Raw genomic sequence first — 13,320 nt, 5'->3', positions numbered from 1 at the left:
TCCGGGGCCGCCGGGTCCGGTGTCCCGGGGGCGTCCGAAGGAACCGACGTGTCCGATGATTCGCTCCCGCGAATAGTGCTTCCGGCGCAGCGGCCCGCTCCCGAGGCCCCTCCGGCGACCCTGGAGCGGCAGGCCCCCCAGCGCAAGCGCCGCTACACGGTCCTGGCGGCCACCGCGCTCGCGGCCGTCGCCCACCTCCTGTGGTTCTTCTTCTGCGCGAACAGCGGCGGCGACCTGGCCGCCCAGGACGCGTGGGCCGAGTTCGTCGGCCGGCACCCGGACTCGGCGTACAACCTGGCCTGGTACGGGGGGATGCACCCGGTCTCGTACAGCGTGGTGTCGCCGTATCTGATGTCGGTGCTCGGCGTGCGCAGCACGATGATGATCGCCGGGACGCTGTCGGCGGCGCTCACCGCGCTGATCCTGGTGCGGGTGAGGGCGGTCCGCAATCCGCTGGCCTGCTCGGTGGCGGCGGTGTTCGCGTTCCTCTGCAACGCGCTGTCGGGCCGGGTGACGTTCGGCCTCGGCATGATGTTCGCGCTGGGCGCGGTGGCGGCGGTCTTCTGCTGGCCGCACCGCTGGCGCCGCAGGCGCTGGGCGAAGGCGGCGGTCGCGGCGCCGCTCGCGGCCCTGGCGACGGCGTGCAGCCCGGTCGCGGGCCTGTTCCTCGGGGTGGCGGCGGCGGCGCTGTTCCTCAACGGGCGGCGCCCGGGGGCGTACGCCCTCGGTCTCGCCCCGGTCGTGGTCGTCGCCCTGTCGTCCTGGCTGTTCCCCTTCTCCGGCACGCAGCCGATGGCCTTCGGATCGACGGCGCTGCCGCTGCTCTTCGGGGTGCTGGTGTTCGTCCTGGTCCCGAAGGACTGGCGGACGGTCCGCACCGGGGCGGCCGTCTACACCGTCGGAACGCTGCTGACCTGGCTGATCGACTCGCAGATCGGCTCCAACATCTCGCGGCTCCCGATGCTGTTCGCGGGGGTGCTGCTGCTCGCCGCGCTGCCGTACACGGTGCCGCGCTCCCGTCGCTGGTACGCGCTGATCCTGGCGTTCGCGGGGCTGAACTTCTGGATCGGCTTCAAGGGCGTCGACGACGTGATCCGCACCGCCCCGGACGCCTCCTGGGCGAGGGAGCTGGCGCCGCTGGTCAACCAGCTCCAGGTACGGGACGCGGGCAGGGCGCGGGTCGAGGTCGTCCCGGCGTCCAGCCACCGCGAGTCCTCGGCGCTGAGCCCGTACATCAACCTGGCGCGCGGCTGGAACCGGCAGGCGGACATGGAGCGCAACCCGCTCTTCTACGACGACACCCTGAACGCGGTGAACTACGAGGAGTGGCTCGCCCGCTGGGCCGTGCACTACGTGGTGCTGCCGACGGGCGCGCCGGACTCGGGCGCCGAGCAGGAGGCGGAACTGGTCGGCGCGGGGCTGCCGTATCTGAAGCGGGTGTGGTCGGACGAGAACTGGCGCCTGTACGAGGTCGAGGACCCGACGCCCCTCGCGGACCCGCCGGCCGAGGTGGTGAGCGCGGAGGAGAACGAGGTCGTGATCCGCGTCGAGCGCCCCGGCCGCATCCTCATCCGGGTCCCGCACTCGCCGTGGCTGGCGCTGATGGACGAGAACGGCGGCAAGATCGAGCCCCCGCAGGAGACGGAGGCGTCGAAGCTCGCCCGCGAGGAGTCCGACACGGAACTCCCCAAGACCTTCGCCAACGAGAACGGCTGCCTCTTCAAGGCGGAACCGGACGCCGAGGGCGACGAATGGACCGAACTGATCGCCCCGAAGGCAGGCACGTACCGCCTGGCGGCCCCGTACAAACTCTCCCGAGGCACAGCCTGCCCGGAGGAACTCCGCTGAGCCCACGCTCACCGGGGACGGTCGAGCAGGACGTGGGCGGGTGCCCTGCGTGCGGGGGCTCGGCGGGCGGATGCCCTGCGTGCGGGTGCCCGGCAGGCGGGGCTCAGCGGGCGGGGCTCAGCGGGCGGGGACTCCCGGGCACCCGCCCGGCGGCCCGCCCGCCTGTCGGGTCGACCTTTGTCACCGGCCTCGGTCACCGACCTCGGTCACCGGACGCCGTGGCCGTCCGGTACGGACCCCGAAGCGGCGTCGTACCCGTGCCGGGCGTCGCCCACGAGCCCCGCGCGTTCCTGTCCGGACAGGAAGAGCCCGGTCCTCATGGCGATCTGCCCGAGGGATTCCCCCGCACTGGCGAGAACCATGCACGGGGTCAGGACATCGCTCGCCACCACGAGAAGAGCCTCACGGGCCTGCGGGTCATCGCTTTCATACAGATCCATGGCAGCGTCGTCCCGGCCGCCGATATCCACTCCGGCGTCGAGCAACACCCTGATCAGATACCGCGTCCGCTGGGGGTCCACGCCGAGACCCTCACCACCGAACAGCTTTCACGCAACATGCGAGACCCGGACCACGCCCACAAGTAAGGGCCGGCCCCAGGAGCACCCTCCTGAGACCGGCCCTTACTTCCTGTGCCCCCGGCAGGATTCGAACCTGCGCCACCCGCTTGAGGAGTTCTCCCTGATCACGTTTGTGACCTGCGGAAACACTGCCATGACTGCGGTTGACCTGGTGAAACGTGTCTCGGAGGTCCTCGCGTGTTCCCAGGGTTTCCCGGCCTCATGCGTGCTGAATCCGTTCCGGGCCGACCGCTGAGGAGCACCTCTTGCCACAGGCGTGGGTCGTCGCCAGAGACTTGCGCCATGCAATTGGAGGTATATACCGTTGATTGCATGACGGGGCGGTGGGAGATCGAGATCGAACCCGAGGTGCGGGATTGGCTGGAGTTACTTCCCTTCCGCCTCTACTGGCGAGTGGAGGACAAGACGGACCGCCTCTTGGACGAGCCGACCACGCTTGGCGAGCCGTACTCGCGTCACCTGGGTGGCAAGCTACGTGAGCTGCGGTTCGAGCTGGACGGTGAGGCCGTGCGCATCCCCTACTGGCTCGCCCCCGGGCAGCGGATCGTTCTGCTGACGGTGTTCCGTAAGACGAGGATGCGTGAGGTGGCGGAAGTCGAGCGTGCGCATCAGGCCCAGAAGGTCTGCGAGACCGAGCACGGCCATGCTGAGCACATCTACGATCGCCGCAAGGAGAGCTGATGAACCACAGCACGTGGAGGACACGCCGGGCCCGGCAGCTTGCGGGTGAGGCGGTGGAGTACGACCAGGAGTACGTCGACGCGCGGCTGGCCGGCGATCTCGGGCAGGCGGTCTACGACCGTCGGATCGAGCTCGGGCTGTCTCAGGCCGAACTGGCCGAGCGGGCCGGGATGACGCAGCCTCAGGTGTCCCGGATGGAGGGCGGCGACACCGTGCCTACCCTCCCGCTGCTGCGACGCCTGGCCAAGGCACTGGACGGCACCCTGAACCTGGCCATCGACGAGGGTGGCTCCCGTGTCACCTTCACTCCGCACGCCGCCTGAAAACGAGCCCGCCCGGTACGTCGAGGGCATTGTCGACATGAGCCGACGCGCGTCGTGGATGCCTTGAGACGCGGGTCCGGCCTGCCCCGGCGCCGTGCTGCACACACGAGGCCCTTCTGCCCGATGGGCAGAAAGGCCTCTGACCTGCTGCTTTGCTGTGCCCCCGGCAGGATTCGAACCTGCGACACCCGCTTTAGGAGAGCGGTGCTCTATCCCCTGAGCTACGAAGGCGGGACTGACCGCTGACAGCCTAGCGGATGGGGGTTGCCGAGGTCGCCTCGGTTCGGGGTGGGTGTGCTGGGGTGGCGGGTATCCGGTCTGAGCTGGTGCCTTCGTCGGTCGAAGCGTCTGGCGGTGGAGCCGGGGGCAGCGGCGGCAGAGTCCTTCCCCGCTCGCGCTGTCCAGCGATGGAGGACGCTTCATCGGATGCGGGGAGGCCTGTGGGGTCGGGGGCACCCCAGGGGCTCGGACGGGTTTTGCGGGCGGGATCAGGTGTTCGGGATGTCCTGTTTCGCCGCGATCAGCATGTTCCTCGGGATGACCACGAGCCGTTCGCCCGGTCCGATGGAGACTCCTGTCGGCAACCGTCCGCCCAAGGCCTTCGTGAGGTCACGGCCGATGACGGCCACGTCTCCGTTCTCCAGTTCCCAGAGGTCGGGGCAGTCAGGGGTGTCGGTCGTGATGCCGAGTTCCTGTGGCGACTTGCCCAGACGCCGTTTGAATGTCGTAGTCGGATCGGCTTCCCACGGTCTCGTCATCGTCTCCCCTGCGATCGGTCCGGATCGGGGTGACCATAGCGCCGTACCTGGTGATCGGCCATGGGGCCGTCATGGTCGTGAAGGAAGCGGCGGAACCTTGAGGGGCCGGGGGTCCGAGGCCGGAAGACGTTCTTCGCGTACAGCCGAGCCGGGTGTTCCGCCGACGGTGGCAGCGGCCGGGCATCGCGTTATGCTCCGGGCCCGTGGCCGTGGCGGGTCGTGCTTCCCGCCCGTCGTCACTCGGACGCTCAGGAGGTTCAGCGGTGGACACGCGCGGGGCAGGGGCGGGGACCGGGCCTGGTTCCGGGGCGGGGGGCGCGGCCGGGGCCGGGGCCGGTGACCGGCGGGGTGGCCCCGGGGGCGATCACCCGGGCGGCTCCCTGGCCGATCATGGGGCCGATGCCCTGGCCGATGCCCTGGCCGATCCCCGGGCCGGTCACCCGGCCGGTCCCGTGGCCGATCCCCGGCTCGTCGTCCCCGGTGCGCCCTTCGCCGTCGGCGAGGGGCGGTACGTCTCCGGGCCTCGGACGTTGCGGGAGTTCGTGGAGGCCACCTGGGGGTACGGCGAGCGGGTGTTCCTCGTGTCCGAGGGCGGGGGCGTGACCTACCGGGAGTTCTTCGACGGGGCCTGTGGGCTCGCCCGGCGGTTCGTCGGGGAGTACGGGCTGCGGCCCGGGGACCGGGTCGTCGTCGCCCTGCGGAACGGGGCCGACTGGCAGACCGCCTTCTGGGCCGCACAGCTCGCCGGGCTCGTCGCCGTACCCCTCAACACCTGGTGGACCGAGGACGAGTGCGCGTACGCCCTCGACGACTGCGCGCCCCGGCTGCTCCTCGCCGACGCGGAGCGGGCCGGGCGGCTGCGGGGCTGGGCGGGGCCGCGCGGGGTGCCGGGGATCGTCTTCGGCGGCCCGGCGGTGGACGGCTTCACGGCGTACGTCCCCGATCTCGACCCCTTCCTCGGGCCGCCCGCCGTCGAGGTGCTGCCCGAGTGGGACGCCACCCTCGTCTACACCTCCGGCACCACCGGGCGGCCCAAGGGCGCCGTCGCCACCCATCTCGCGCAAGCGGGGGCGGCCGTGAACTCCCGTTACTTCGCCGCCGCCGCGGCCCTCGCCCGGGGGGACGTGCCGGGGACCGGGCCCGCGCCGGTGTCGCTGACCACCTTCCCCTTCTTCCACGTGGCCGCGTTCACCTCCTTCTACGGGGTGATGGCGGCCGGGGGAACCCTCGTCACGATGCGCGGCTGGGACGCGGAGCGGGCCCTGGAGCTGATCCGCGAGCACCGCGTCACCCACTACGCGGGCGTGCCGACGACCGCGCTCCAACTGCTCGCGGCGGCCCGCGCCGCCGGGGACGACCTGGCGAGCCTCACCCTGCTCAGCACCGGTGGCGCCACCGCCCCGCCGGGGATCGTCGCCGGACTCGTCGCCGGATACGGGGAGCGCGTCGAGCCCCGCAACGGCTACGGGCTCACCGAGACCTGCGGCGGCGTCCTGTCGAACGTCGGCGCCGAGTACCGCGCCCACCCGGACAGCGTCGGCCGCCCCTCGCCCGCCACCGAGGCCCGGATCGACCGGCCCGACGCGGAGGGCGTGGGGGAGCTGCTGCTGCGCGGCCAGTCGCTGGTCCGGGGGTACTGGGGCGACGAGGCGGCGACCCGCGCCGCGTTCACCGGGGACGGCTGGTTCCGTACGGGGGACCTCGCCCGGGTGGACCCGGAGGGGCGGGTCCGGATCGTCGACCGGCTCACCGACATGGTGGTCCGGGGCGGCGAGAACGTGTACTGCGTCGAGGTCGAGCGGGTCCTCCAGGAGCATCCCGACGTCCTCGACGCCGCCGTCCTCGGCGTCCCGCACCCCCTCCTGGGCGAGGAGGTCGCCGCCGTCGTCCGGCTGCGGCCCGGCGCCGCCTCCGGCCCCGAGGAGCTGCGCGCCCACGTGGGCGCGCGCCTGGCCTCCTTCAAGGTGCCCGCCCGGGTGGTCGTACGGGACGCCGAACTGCCCCGCAACCCGGCCGGCAAGGTCCTGAAGAGGCGGCTGCGGGAGGGGCTGGCCGACCCGGGGGTCGGTGTCTGAGCCGTAGGGCCGTTCCTGGGCCTGGGCCTGGGCCGGAGCCGCAGGGCCGTTCCGGGGCCGGGGCCGCGGCCGGTGCCTGAGCCACAGGGCCGTTCCGGGGCCGGGGCCTGGGCCAGGGCCGGAGCCACAGGGCCGTTCCTGGGCCGGTGCCTGAGCCACAAGGCACCCTTCCAGCCACAAGGCACCCTCCAGCCGCAGGGGCACTCCTCAGTCGCGGGTCACCCGGACCCGGTATCCGCCGGTCGTGTCCGTGTCGAGGACGGTGATCCGGACGCCGTTCGCGCGGTCCGTGAACGTCTCTCCCGGGTGGTACGGGGCGTCGGAGAGTTCGGCGTGGACGTTGGCCCGGCGGGTGCAGCCGCCGCTGGCGTGCTCGCTGTCGGCGACGGACACCGGGCCGTGGCCGGTGTCGACGTCGGACTCGACCCGGTAGACGAGGACTCCGTCCTTGCAGACCGCCTCGTCGTTGCCGCCCTTGGCGCGGACCTCGACCGCGTACCCCGAGGTGCCGGAGAGGGGGACGAACACCAGCTTGGGGCCGCCGGTGACGGGCAGCGGGGTGAGGGTCCACTCGGTGGAGCCGGGGCGGGAGGCGCAGCCGACCTGGTCGTTGTCGAGCCAGCCCAGCTTCCACTTGTGCCAGCCGAGCAGGTCGTTGTTGGCCCCCCAGTCCTCGGACATGATGTCCCAGTGCCCAACGGTGCCGCCGCCGTCCGAGGTGTAGAGGTCGGGCAGTCCGAAGACGTGCCCGTTCTCGTGCGGCAGGACCCGGTAGCCGGTCTCGGCGAAGCTGCCGGAGCCGTCGTCCTGGCGGCTGTAGACGAAGGACGTGTTGGCGAGCGGTACGCCGTCCGCGTAGGGGGCGTCGTCGTTCCCGGAGAAGGTCACGGACAGGACGGTGTCCAGGGCGGAGGGCCCGGCGTTCGGCGTGACCAGGACGTTGACCAGGTCGTACGCGCTGAAGTCGACCCGGGGGTCGGCCGCCTTCACGAGGTCCTCGACGAGGGCGCGGTAGCCCGGTTCGTACGGTGAGCCGCGCTCGATCCCGTACGCGGAGAACGCCTTCGGCATCCGCAGCCAGTCGGGTATCGGCGCCTCGGCGCGGTAGTGCAGCCGTCCGTAGGAGCTGGTGCGGAACCAGTCCGCGGTCTGCGGGAAGAACTCGCGGTAGCGGCCCATCGCGGTGCCGTCGCCGGGGGCGTCGGGGAAGTCGACCATCAGGTTGAGGGCCCTGACCTGGCCGGTGGAGCGGACGTATCCGGGGGCGGTGGGCAGCCCCTCCGACATCTGCACGCCCATCGTGGTGGCGATCCGGCACGGTCCCAGCTGGGCGCCGTCCGGGGCGGCGGCCACGGGGCCCGCCGAGGCGGGGGCGGGCCCGGGGAGGGTGGTGCTCGCGGAGACGAGCAGGGTGAGGGAGAGCGCCGTGGTCGCGGCCAGGGCGACGGGTCTGCGTATCCGTCGGCGGGGGTGCTGCATACGGGCGCCTCTCCGGTCGGGGCAGGTCGGCGGCACGGTCCCGGCCGGTGCGTCCGGGGCCGCGCTGTGCGATCAGCCTGTGACGGGTGGTTCCGGAGCGCGCGCCGGAAGGGCCGATCGTGGGTATTCCGGGCGGAGGGGTGAAAGTGACCCGGATCACTTTCCGTACGGGAAATAAGCGGGGACCTCTTCCCCGTTTAGCCCTGTGTCGAACGAAGTGGGGAGTCCTTCCCCGGATGCTCCCGCGAGGGGCCCGGGGGCGGGAGCCCCTCGAAGTCCGGTCGCCCTCCCGGTGGCCGGATGCCCGAAGTCCGGTCGCCCGTGGTGGCCGGTCGTCCTCGATGTCCGGTCGCCCTTCCGGTGGCCGGATGCCCCGATGTCCGGTCGCCCTCCTCGTGGCCGGACGACCCCGGCGCCCTGCCGTCGTCTCCCGACGGCCGGACGCCCCCCCCGTGACGGGAGGTCCGCCGTGAGCGGGCGTCCCTCAGTGATCCCAGGAGGTCGTGGCGTGACCAGCCCCGCCGATATCGCGCCCGCAGGTGCCGGGCCCGAGGCCGCCGCGCCCGTAGGCACCGTGCCCGCGGACGCCGGACTCGCAGACGCCGGGCCCGTGAGGGCCGGGTCCGTGGACACCGCGCCCGCGCCCGCCGGGTCCGGCGGCGCCCCGTCCGCCCGCCGCGCCCCCCGCCCCCGCGCCGACGCGCTGCGCAACCGTGAGCGGCTCGTGACGGCGGCCCGCGAGATGTTCGTCGAGTTCGGGCCCCAGGTGCCGTACGACGAGGTCGCGCGCCGGGCCGGGGTCGGCAACGCCACGCTCTACCGGAACTTCCCCGAGCGCTCCGACCTGATCCGCGAGGTCGTCCTCTCGCTCCTCGCGCGGGTCACCGAACTCGCCGAACGGGCCGCCGAGGAGGAGACCGACACCTTCGCCGCCCTCCGCCGCTTCACCCACGCCGCCGCCGAGGAGCGCGTCGGGGCCCTGTGCCCGATGCTCGACGGCGCCTTCGACCGCGACCACCCCGAACTCACCGAGGAGCGCGAACGGCTGGAGGAGGCCGTCCAGGGCCTCGTCGACCGGGCGCGCCGAGCGGGCCGCCTCCGCGCCGACGTCGGTGTCGGCGACCTGATGGTGGCGGTGTCCCAGCTGACCCGCCCCCTGCCCGGAACCGCCTGCACCACCCACTTCCAGCAGTACGTCCACCGTCACCTCCAGCTGTTCCTCGACGGTCTGGAGGCGCCCGCGCGCTCCGAACTGCCCGGAACGGCCGCGACCCTGGAGGACCTGAGACGCGACTCCTGCCCGCCGCGCACACCGTGACCGCCGGGGCCTGACGCTTCGAGAGGCCCCCACACCCGACACCCTTCACGTCCCTTTTCTGCCAGTACGCGCCAAGAGGTGGCTCCACCCATGCCGAAAATCCCCGAGAACACCGCGAAGAACCCGGAGAGCGAGATACCCGGGAGCGAGAGCGCCGGGACCCGCCCCGACCCCGGGCGCTGGAAAGCCCTCGTCTTCATCGCCCTCGCCCAGCTGATGGTCGTCCTCGACGCGACGATCGTGAACATCGCCCTGCCCTCCGCCCAGCAGGACCTGGGGATATCGGACGGCAACCGGCAGTGGGTCATCACCGCCTACGCCCTCGCCTTCGGCGGCCTCCTCCTCTTCGGCGGACGCATCGCCGACATCTGGGGCCGCAAGCGCACCTTCGTCGTCGGCCTGATCGGCTTCGCCGTCGCCTCCGCCCTCGGCGGAGCCGCGACCGGCGAAGCCGCGATGCTCGGCGCCCGCGCGCTCCAGGGCGCCTTCGGCGCGCTCCTCGCGCCCGCCGCGCTCTCGCTGCTCGCCGTGACCTTCACCGACGCCAAGGAGCGCGCCAAGGCCTTCGGCATCTACGGCGCGATCGCGGGCGGCGGCGGCGCCGTGGGCCTGATCCTCGGCGGCTTCCTCACCGAGTACCTGAACTGGCGCTGGACCTTCTTCGTCAACATCCCGTTCGCGATCGTCGCCGCCGTCGGCGCGTACCTCGTCGTCCGTGAGCCCACGGGCGCCCGCAACCGCGCCGCGCTCGACGTCCCCGGCGTCATCCTGTCCACCCTGGGCCTGGTCGCGCTCGTCTACGGCTTCACCCGCGCCGAGTCCGAGGGCTGGAGCGACGCGGGCACGGTCGGCCTGTTCGTCGGCTCCGCCGTGCTGCTCCTCGCCTTCGTGCTCACCGAGGCGAAGGTGAAGTCCCCGCTGCTGCCGCTGCGCGTCCTCACCGACCGCAACCGGGGCGGTGTCTACCTGTCGCTGGGCCTCGCGGTCATCGGCATGTTCGGCCTGTTCCTCTTCCTGACGTACTACCTCCAGATCGTGAAGGGGTACTCGCCGGTCCGGACGGGCTTCGCGTTCCTCCCGATGATCGCGGGCATGATCGTCGGCTCCACGCAGATCGGCACGCGTCTGATGACCCGCGTCCCGCCGCGTCTGCTGATGGCCCCCGGCTTCCTGACCGCCGCCGTCGGGATGCTGCTCCTGACGCAGCTGGAGACCGGGACCTCGTACGCCGGTCTGATCCTGCCCGCGCAGCTGCTCCTCGGTCTGGGCATGGGTACGGCGTTCATGCCCGCGATGTCGCTTGCGACGCTGGGCGTGGACCCCAGGGACGCCGGAGTGGCCTCCGCGATGGTCAACACCTCGCAGCAGGTCGGCGGCGCCATCGGTACGGCCCTGCTGAACACGATCGCCGCCTCGGCGACCACCGCGTACCTCACGGACCACGCGGCGGGCGCGACCACCCCGGCGGGGCAGAAGCTGCTCCAGCTCCAGGGCATGGTCGAGGGCTACACGGCCGCCATCTGGTGGGCCGTCGGCATCCTGGTCGCGGCGGCGGCCATCGCCTTCGCCCTGATCACCACGGGGAAGCCGGGCACGGGCGCCGGAGCGGTCGCCGGTTCGGGCACGGACGCGGACGCCGAGGTGAGGGTCCCGGTCATCGCGCACTGAACGGCCCCCGGGGCTCCTGCCCCGTTCCTCTCGAAAGCCTGCCCTGGTTCCGGCGTCAGCGGAGCCAGGGCAGGTCCGCGTCCGGGTCCTGGGGTTCCAGGCCCTCGGCCATCACCCTCATGATCGTGCCGAGCTGCGTCACCTGTTCGGCGGAGAGCCGGTCGAAGAGGGCCTGGCGGACGGCGGTCACATGGCCGGGCGCGGTCCTGCGCAGGACCTCCGTCCCCTCGTCCGTCAGCCGGGCGAACTGCCCGCGCTTGTCGGAGGGGCAGCTCTCCCGCCGCACCCAGCCGTTCCTCTCCAGGCGGGCGACCGCGTGGGAGAGCCGGGAGCGGGTGATCTTGGCGCCCCTGGCCAGCTCGGTCATCCGCATCCGCCGCCGGGGTGCCTGGGAGAGCTGGACGAGCAGCCCGTAGTAGACGTGCGGCATTCCGGCGTCGCGCTGCAACTGGCGGTCGAGGTGGTCCTCGAAGAGCGTGGTGGCGTGCAGATAGGCGCGCCAGACGTGCTGCTCCTCGGCGGTGAGCCAGCGTGGTTCGGTGGTGTCTCCCATGGGTCCCATCGTACGACTCATCCTTGAAAGTTGAACTATTTGGGTCTACGCTCCTCGTGACACTTGAAGTTTCAAGAACCCTGAAGGGGGTCGCCGCCATGGACACCACGACCGACCGGATGCCCGCGCTCTACCTGTCCCACGGCGCCCCACCGCTCGCCGACGACCCCGTCTGGCCCGGCGAACTCGCCGCCTGGGCCGGGAACCTCCCGCGCCCCCGCGCGATCCTCATGGTCTCCGCCCACTGGGAGGAGGCCCCGCTCGCGCTCGGCGCGACCGAGACCGTGCCCCTGGTGTACGACTTCTGGGGCTTCCCCGAGCACTACTACCGCGTCCGCTACGGAGCCCCCGGCGCGCCGGAGCTGGCCGAGTCCGTCCGGAGGCTGCTCCGGGGCCCCGGCACCCCTGTCCAGGACATCCCCGACCGGGGCCTCGACCACGGCGCGTACGTACCGCTCGTCGAGATGTTCCCGGACGCCGACGTCCCCGTGCTCCAGATCTCCCTGCCCACCCTCGACCCGCGCCGCCTCCTGGAGATCGGGCGCAGGCTCGCCCCGCTCCGCGACGAGGGCGTCCTGATCGTCGGCAGCGGCTTCTTCACCCACAACCTCGCCGCCCTCCGGCACACCGGCGGCGGCGTCCCCGGCTGGTCCGCCGAGTTCGACGCCTGGGGCCACGAGGCCCTCGCCGCCCGGGACGTCGACGCGCTCCTCGACTTCGAGCACAAGGCGCCCGCCGGACGCCTCGCCCATCCGCGCACGGAGCACTTCGCCCCGCTCTTCGTCACGATGGGCGCGGCCGACGCCGCCGGTGACCTCGACGCCGGGCGGTCGGTGATCGACGGCTTCTGGATGGGCCTGGCCAAGCGCTCGGTGCAGTTCGGCTGAGCCCCGCCGGGGGATCCGTACGGCCCCAGCGACGGCCCCCGCCCGGTGCGGGCTTCGGTGCGGCTCCGGGCCCCGGCGCGGGTCAGAGGACCGGCGGGTTCAGCTCGATCGAGCGGACGGCGGCGGCGAGCGCCGGCGGACCGCCCACGTCGAGGGCCGTGTCGGTGAACTTGATCGTGTGGTCGTCGCCGTGCGCCGCCGCCCGCGCGAAGACCTCCTCCGGGGCCAGGGAGACCGGTGCGCACGCCACGCCCTCCGCCGGGCCGTACGCGGCGGTCACCGCCGCCGCCGCCGTCCACGCCGCCGCCAGGCTCGGCGCCCACAGCTCGCGGGGGAGCGCGGGCAGGGCGCGCAGGACCGCGTTCGGCGCGGTCGCCGCGTGCACCAGCATCACCGGCTCGCCGTGTCCATGGGTCGCGTACCGGTGGGTGGCCGCCGTCACCAGCTCCACCAGCCGCTCCTTCGCCGTGTCCGGGTCCGGGGCCGTGCCCCAGACCGGGAACGCCGTCAGCTGCGCCAGCCGCGCCCTGATCCCCCCGTCCTGCTCCGGGACCAGGGGTACGGCGTCCAGCGCCGCCGCCGCCGACGGCGCCACCGGCAGGGGGGCCAGCGCGGGCAGCGGCTGGTGGCGGGCCGCCCAGTAGCCGAGGGCGTGCGCCAGCTCGGCCAGGCGCGGCGCGGTCGTCCCCGTCTCGCCGGACTCCAGGAGGGTGCGCACGGCGTGCCCCGTACGGATCACCGGGTGGGTCGCCCCGGCCGCGATCCCGGGCAGCAGCCGGGGCCACCACTCGGCGAGGACCTCCCGCCAGGGGCGGGCTTCGAGCTCCCGGCCGAAGAAGAGGGTCCAGTCGGTGATCCGGGCCGGGTCGCCGAGCGCCCCGGCCGTGTCGGCGGCGGTGAGGGTACGGGTCGGCGGGGGCGACTCCTCCAGCCTGTCGGTGTAGTGGTCCAGCCAGCGGTGCACGGTCGCCGCCTGACCGTGGCGCACCAGCGCCTCGACGGCCATCGGGGCGTGGTTGCTGAGCCAGCCGTCCCGCTCCGGGCCGGTGGTGTGGAGGCGTTCGAGGGCTTCGTCGAGGGTTCCGGTGCGGTCGCTCATGCCGAGGACGCTAAGGCCGGGGAGGGGGCGGGCGGAACGGTCGCGGGACC

12 protein-coding genes and 1 tRNA gene are annotated in these 13,320 nt (G+C 72.9%); 7 read left to right on the top strand and 6 right to left on the bottom strand.

Annotation, left to right across the window (positions count from 1 at the left end):
• Window positions 1-120: 120 nt before the first annotated feature.
• Entirely contained in the window at window positions 121-1,848 is a 1,728-nt protein-coding gene (locus tag ACFXGN_RS14800) for an MFS transporter (protein WP_384858574.1), read from the top strand.
• A 206-nt stretch (window positions 1,849-2,054) separates the two neighbouring features.
• Here ACFXGN_RS14800 and ACFXGN_RS14795 read toward each other — a convergent pair whose 3' ends face one another.
• Entirely contained in the window at window positions 2,055-2,369 is a 315-nt protein-coding gene (locus tag ACFXGN_RS14795; protein ID WP_384858292.1) for a hypothetical protein, read from the bottom strand.
• A gap of 372 nt (window positions 2,370-2,741) precedes the next feature.
• On the opposite strand from ACFXGN_RS14795, the gene ACFXGN_RS14790 reads away from it, so the two are divergent.
• Window positions 2,742-3,110, top strand: coding sequence for a type II toxin-antitoxin system RelE/ParE family toxin (locus tag ACFXGN_RS14790; protein WP_384858572.1), 369 nt, complete (start codon window positions 2,742-2,744; stop codon window positions 3,108-3,110).
• Window positions 3,110-3,433 carry a helix-turn-helix domain-containing protein gene (locus ACFXGN_RS14785; protein WP_384858289.1) on the top strand — a complete coding sequence of 108 codons (324 nt, stop codon included), beginning with the start codon at window positions 3,110-3,112 and terminating at the stop codon, window positions 3,431-3,433. Before ACFXGN_RS14790 ends, ACFXGN_RS14785 begins: the two co-directional genes overlap by 1 nt.
• A gap of 158 nt (window positions 3,434-3,591) precedes the next feature.
• On the opposite strand, the gene ACFXGN_RS14780 is transcribed toward ACFXGN_RS14785, so the two are convergent.
• Together ACFXGN_RS14780 and ACFXGN_RS14775 are read right to left on the bottom strand one after the other, a co-directional pair.
• Window positions 3,592-3,664: transfer RNA gene (locus tag ACFXGN_RS14780), tRNA-Arg, on the bottom strand.
• Between the two features lie 257 nt (window positions 3,665-3,921).
• Window positions 3,922-4,191 carry a hypothetical protein gene (locus tag ACFXGN_RS14775; RefSeq protein ID WP_384858287.1) on the bottom strand — a complete coding sequence of 90 codons (270 nt, stop codon included), beginning with the start codon at window positions 4,189-4,191 and terminating at the stop codon, window positions 3,922-3,924.
• Between the two features lie 452 nt (window positions 4,192-4,643).
• Between ACFXGN_RS14775 and ACFXGN_RS14770 the strand changes: the two genes are divergently transcribed.
• Entirely contained in the window at window positions 4,644-6,266 is a 1,623-nt protein-coding gene (locus ACFXGN_RS14770; protein ID WP_384858286.1) for a class I adenylate-forming enzyme family protein, read from the top strand.
• A gap of 207 nt (window positions 6,267-6,473) precedes the next feature.
• Here ACFXGN_RS14770 and ACFXGN_RS14765 read toward each other — a convergent pair whose 3' ends face one another.
• Window positions 6,474-7,745 carry a M6 family metalloprotease domain-containing protein gene (locus tag ACFXGN_RS14765; RefSeq protein WP_384858284.1) on the bottom strand — a complete coding sequence of 424 codons (1,272 nt, stop codon included), beginning with the start codon at window positions 7,743-7,745 and terminating at the stop codon, window positions 6,474-6,476.
• Window positions 7,746-8,355: 610 nt separating this feature from the next.
• On the opposite strand from ACFXGN_RS14765, the gene ACFXGN_RS14760 reads away from it, so the two are divergent.
• Both ACFXGN_RS14760 and ACFXGN_RS14755 read left to right on the top strand, forming a co-directional pair.
• Window positions 8,356-9,063 carry a TetR/AcrR family transcriptional regulator gene (locus ACFXGN_RS14760; RefSeq protein WP_384858569.1) on the top strand — a complete coding sequence of 236 codons (708 nt, stop codon included), beginning with the start codon at window positions 8,356-8,358 and terminating at the stop codon, window positions 9,061-9,063.
• Window positions 9,064-9,153: 90 nt separating this feature from the next.
• Entirely contained in the window at window positions 9,154-10,731 is a 1,578-nt protein-coding gene (locus ACFXGN_RS14755) for an MFS transporter (RefSeq protein ID WP_384858281.1), read from the top strand.
• Between the two features lie 55 nt (window positions 10,732-10,786).
• Here the strand turns inward: ACFXGN_RS14755 and ACFXGN_RS14750 are convergent, their stop codons facing one another.
• Window positions 10,787-11,293 carry a MarR family winged helix-turn-helix transcriptional regulator gene (locus ACFXGN_RS14750; protein ID WP_384858278.1) on the bottom strand — a complete coding sequence of 169 codons (507 nt, stop codon included), beginning with the start codon at window positions 11,291-11,293 and terminating at the stop codon, window positions 10,787-10,789.
• A gap of 89 nt (window positions 11,294-11,382) precedes the next feature.
• Here ACFXGN_RS14750 and ACFXGN_RS14745 point away from each other — a divergent pair, with 89 nt between their 5' ends.
• Window positions 11,383-12,171, top strand: coding sequence for a dioxygenase (locus ACFXGN_RS14745; RefSeq protein WP_384858276.1), 789 nt, complete (start codon window positions 11,383-11,385; stop codon window positions 12,169-12,171).
• An 82-nt stretch (window positions 12,172-12,253) separates the two neighbouring features.
• On the opposite strand, the gene ACFXGN_RS14740 is transcribed toward ACFXGN_RS14745, so the two are convergent.
• Window positions 12,254-13,270 (bottom strand): questin oxidase family protein, encoded by a 1,017-nt coding sequence (locus ACFXGN_RS14740; protein ID WP_384858273.1) that lies wholly within the window; start codon window positions 13,268-13,270, stop codon window positions 12,254-12,256.
• Window positions 13,271-13,320: the final 50 nt, after the last annotated feature.

Origin of the sequence: Streptomyces sp. NPDC059247, from assembly GCF_042754005.1 — a bacterium.
Classification (GTDB): domain Bacteria; phylum Actinomycetota; class Actinomycetes; order Streptomycetales; family Streptomycetaceae; genus Streptomyces.
The sequence above is the reverse complement of the archived record's forward strand: the minus strand, read 5'-3'. Positions and strand labels throughout refer to the sequence as shown.